6 protein-coding genes are annotated in these 4,301 nt (G+C 74.6%); 4 read left to right on the top strand and 2 right to left on the bottom strand.

All coding sequences use genetic code 11. From position 1 onward, the window contains the following. Positions 1–618 (top strand): hypothetical protein (locus AB0J52_RS29720; protein WP_500185900.1); only part of this gene is annotated, 618 nt, incomplete at its 5' end. A gap of 33 nt (positions 619–651) precedes the next feature. Here the strand turns inward: AB0J52_RS29720 and AB0J52_RS29715 are convergent. Further along, positions 652–2,250, bottom strand: coding sequence for an adenylate/guanylate cyclase domain-containing protein (locus tag AB0J52_RS29715; RefSeq protein WP_500185898.1), 1,599 nt, complete (start codon positions 2,248–2,250; stop codon positions 652–654). A 180-nt stretch (positions 2,251–2,430) separates the two neighbouring features. On the opposite strand from AB0J52_RS29715, the gene AB0J52_RS29710 reads away from it, so the two are divergent. Beyond that, positions 2,431–2,760, top strand: a complete 330-nt coding sequence (locus tag AB0J52_RS29710) for an SPW repeat protein (protein WP_500185895.1) — start codon at positions 2,431–2,433, stop codon at positions 2,758–2,760. A 41-nt stretch (positions 2,761–2,801) separates the two neighbouring features. After that, positions 2,802–3,440: a TetR/AcrR family transcriptional regulator gene (locus tag AB0J52_RS29705; protein ID WP_500185893.1), complete on the top strand. Its 639-nt coding sequence runs from the start codon at positions 2,802–2,804 to the stop codon at positions 3,438–3,440. A gap of 19 nt (positions 3,441–3,459) precedes the next feature. On the opposite strand, the gene AB0J52_RS29700 is transcribed toward AB0J52_RS29705, so the two are convergent. Then, the gene (locus AB0J52_RS29700) at positions 3,460–3,960 is read right to left on the bottom strand and encodes a winged helix-turn-helix transcriptional regulator (RefSeq protein WP_500185891.1); all 501 of its coding nucleotides are present in this window, start codon (positions 3,958–3,960) and stop codon (positions 3,460–3,462) included. A 92-nt stretch (positions 3,961–4,052) separates the two neighbouring features. On the opposite strand from AB0J52_RS29700, the gene AB0J52_RS29695 reads away from it, so the two are divergent. After that, a partial coding sequence (locus tag AB0J52_RS29695; protein ID WP_500185889.1) for a hypothetical protein occupies positions 4,053–4,301 on the top strand: 249 nt, incomplete at its 3' end.

The raw sequence follows: 4,301 nt of genomic DNA, 5'->3' as shown, positions 1-4,301 counted from the left end.
GGCGACGTCCCGAGCGCGCCCGCCCCGACCCCGAACGAACGCGCGCTGCCGCCCGCGTCGGCCCCTGGGACGATCGTCCCGCTCGGCAAGCCCGGCTCGTGGCGCGTCACCACGTACTACACGGCCGTGGAGAGCCTGCACGGAGGCGCGATGACGGCCGTGAAGGGCTGCCCGTCCCTGCGCTGCTCCAACGGGCACACGCCGCTCGGCTCCTACCCGGCCGACTTCCTGCGGGTGATCCGCATGGAGGGCAGCGGGAGGATCACCTCCGGCCCGCGCAAGGGCCGCTTCCTGAACTGGTCGCACAGCACCGGCTACTGGCTGGACGACAGCACCCGCGACCCCAAGGGGCGTCCGCTGAAGGCGTGGGAGTCGGCCGCCGCCGACAAGGACGTCCTGGCCCGGGGGCAGCGCTTCGTGATCACCGCCTGCGGCGCGGGCGTCCCGCCGCAGGTGTGCGCCCGGTTCCGCAAGGCCCGCTGGAAGGTCACCGACCTGTTCCGGCCCGGCTACGGCGGCCGGAGCCACGCCGACGTCTACGTGGGCGAGGAGACCGGCCCCGGCTTCTCCCGCTTCGCCACGACCCTCAACGGAGCGTCCCTGGGCGCCCTCGGCTGAGCCGCCCGCCGCGACGGGCCGGCAGGCGACGGGTCAGGAGGCGGCGCGGTCGGGGACGCGCGGGGACGCCAGCCGGGTGAGGCGGTTGCGGCCGCGGAGCTGGACCTCCTCGCCCAGTTCCCACCGGGCGGCCTCCTCGGGGTCCGCGCCGTCGACCACGGTCGCGGCGGCGAGCACCCGGTCCGGACGGCCCTTGGCCAGGTCGGTGAGGCGCGCGGCCTCGTTCACCGGGTCGCCGATCACGGTGTACTCGAACCGCTCCTCGGCCCCGATGTGCCCGGCGACGGCCTCGCCCGCCGACACGCCCACGGCCGCCGACAGGCCGGGCACGCCGTCCCGCAGCCGGACGGCCAGCTCGCGCCCGGCGGCCAGGGCGCGGCCCGCCGCGCCGGGCAGGTCCAGCGGCGCGCCGAAGATCGCCAGCGCGGCGTCGCCCTCGAACTTGTTGATCCAGCCGCCGTGCCGTCCGACCACCTCGACCACGATCGCGAAGAAGTCGTTGAGCAGCCCGACCACCTCGGTCGGCGCGCGCTCGGCGGCGAGCCGGGTGGAGCCGATGACGTCCACGAACAGCACCGCGACCTCGCGCAGCTCGCCGCCGAGGTCCACGCCGTGCTCGAGCGCGACCTTCGCCGCGTCCGCGCCGACCTGGCGGCCGAACAGGTCCTGGAGCCGCTCGTGCTCACGCAGCCCGGCGGCCATGTGGTTGAACCCGGCCTGCAGCAGGCCGACTTCGCTGGCGTCGTAGACCGGCACCTCGACGTCCAGCTCGCCCCGCTCGACCCGGGCCAGGCCGAGCCGCACCGACTCGACGGGGTCGGCGATCGCGCGCGCGGCGAAGTAGGTGACGCCGAGGCCGACCAGCAGGGCCGTCCCGCCGAGGGCGAGGACGGCCGCCGCGAAGGCGTGCACGTTCACCCGGTTGAGGACGAACGACCCGACCGCCAGGACCATCAGGCCGAGGATCGGCACGGCGGTGCCGAGCGCCCACGCCAGCACCGAGCGCGCGACCACGCCGGGCAGGCCGGTGCGGCGCGGGGTCCCGGACCGCAGCGCGGTGGTCACCGACCGGCGCAGCAGCCGCTCGGCGAGCAGGTAGACGATCGTGCAGGTGGTGAGCCCGCCGAGCAGGCTCGTCAGGCCGAGCTTGACCGCGACCAGCGCGGAGAACGGCAGGTTGACCAGCACCCAGCCGACCGTCCCGACCCCCCACAGGGTGAGGTGGACGGCCATCAGCCGCAGCGGGCCGTACAGCAGCAGCGCCCGTTCCCGCCGGTCGGGCTCCTCGTGCCGGTCGACCAGCCGGCGGACGCGGCGGAAGAACCGCTCGCCGAGCAGCAGCCCGACCGGGACGGCGAGCACCACGTAGGCGGTGAAGACCCAGACGTTGAAGGTCTGCAGCCGGTGCGGGGAGTGGCCGCCCGGGTTGGGCACGACCAGCGTGAACAGCAGCACGACGAGCGCGCCGCCGAGGTTGGCGAGGCCGGTGGCGAGGGTCACCAGGACGCGGGCGCGGCGGGCGATCTGGGCGCGGCTGTCGTCGGGGCGGCCGTCGACCAGCCGCCGCAGCGGGGCGAAGGGCGCGCGGGCACGCCGCCGGTCCGCGCCCTCGTCCACCGCATCGCCTCCCACGAAGGTGGAGCGTATCTGGTCGTCCCAGGTGTTCCGTACATCACAGTCGTCCCACGCGTTCAGGCAGAGAAATATGACGCTCCGGACAGAACCGGCTACCGCGTCGGCACGTTGACCGACCGGTCAGTCAGGGCATTTCTCGGGAACAGAACAACCCACCCATCTCCCCGGAGGTATCCCATGGGAAAGCCGGCATGGGAGGACGCCGTCATCTTCGTCGCCGGACTGGTCGCGCTGGTCGCCCCGGACCTCTGGGCGGACGGCCACGGCCGCCTGCCCCTGATGGTCCTCGGCGCGCTGCTGCTGGTCGCGGGCCTGTTCCCGCTCCTCGGCACCGTCGGCCCGGCGGCCTGGACCGCCACCGCCTTCGCGCTGCTGCTGTTCGTGTCGCCGTGGGCATGGCAGTTCGACGACAGCCACTACGCGGCCTGGACGGCATGGATCGCGGGCGGCGCCGCGACTATCGTCGGCCTGTGGGTCGCCTACCGCACCCGCACGGTGAGAAGCTGACCGTCGCCTGACCGGCCGGGCGGCCATCGGGGAGGCCGAACATGAACGCAGCCACGCCGCCCTCCCGCCCGGTCGGCACCCCGCCCACCGCGCCCTCCGCCTCCACCTCCGCCGACGAGGGCGCGGGCCGTCCGGACGCGCGGACGCGGATCCTGGACGCCGCCGAGGCGCTGTTCGCCGAGGGCGGCTACGAGGGCACCTCCACGGCGCGCATCGCGCGCAGCGCACAGGTCCCCAAGGGCCTGGTCTTCCACTACTTCCCGCATAAGATGGACGTCCTGGTCACGCTGGTCGCCGAGCGCACCGAGATCGAGCCGCCCCCGGGCGCGGAGCCGCTGGAGGCCGTCCCCGGCGATCCGGCGGGCACGCTGGCCAGGCTCGCGCGCGGCTTCCCGCTGCGCGCCTCCCCCGCCATGCGGCGCATCCTGTTCCGCGAGGCCGACACGCACACGACCGTCCGCGAACGCCTGCGCCTGCTGAACGGCGAGGTCGTGCGGCGGGCGCGGCTGGCCCTGGAGATGGCGCTGCCCGGCGCCCGGGGCGACCAGGCCCGCCTGGAGGTGGCCGCCGCCACCTTCGCGGCCGTCCTGCTCTACCAGGAGCACCTGGCCCAGCTCAGCGGCCACCACGTGGACCCCGACGCCGTCGCCGAGCTGATCGCCCACGCGCTGGGCGCCTGATCCCCCGGACGCGGCCCGATCAGGTCTCGATGGGCGTGAGCATGGGGTGCGGCCGGCGCAGGGCCCTGCTGATCGCGTCGTCGCGCCGGCTCGCCGCAGGGCCCGGGTGGGTCACCAGATCCCTCGGATGGACCGGGCCGCCGCCGCAGGTCGGGCAGGTGCCGTCCGGATCGACACGGGTGCCGCACGCGCCGTGCAGGAAGAACCGGCAGGTGCCGGACCCGTCGAGGTTCTGCTCGCCCCAGCGGGCCAGCCCGTGCACGACCGGCCAGAGCGAGACGCCCGCCTCGGTCAGCACGTACTCGTGCCCCTCCTTGGCCAGGACGCCGTGCGCGACCAGCGTGGAGAGCCGCGCCGACAGCACGGCGCGGGGGATGTCCAGGTGGGCGAGGAAGTCGCTGAACCGCCGGACGCCGTAGAAGGCGTCCCGCACGATCAGCAGCGTCCAGCGCTCGCCGACCACCTCCAGCGCCCGGGCCAGCGTGCAGTTCTGCCCGGCGTAGTCCTTCCCGAGTGCCATGCCGTGCAGGATACCGCTCCTTCGGTTCAATGAACGAACCTCATCGTGTACAGTCTCGGCCATCGAAGTTCGTTCATTGAACTGGAGACCGCATGACGACACTGGCGACCCCCGGCGCCACCCGGCACGGCCGGCGCCCGCCGGGCGCGACGGCCGCCCTGGCCCTGCCCGGCGCGGCGACCCTGCTGGGCCTGATGAACTACACCGCGCCGATCGCGACCCTCACCGACACCGGCGACGGCCTGCACGCCGGGACCACCGCGCGGATCTGGGTGATGAGCTCGATCAGCCTCGGCCTCGCCGCCGCGCTGCTCGCGGTCGGCGCGCTCGCCGACGACCAC

It is taken from the genome of Spirillospora sp. NPDC049652, assembly GCF_040675125.1.
GTDB lineage: Bacteria > Actinomycetota > Actinomycetes > Streptosporangiales > Streptosporangiaceae > Spirillospora.
Note: the sequence above shows the minus strand (reverse complement) of the source record. Positions and strands in the feature narration are given on the sequence as shown.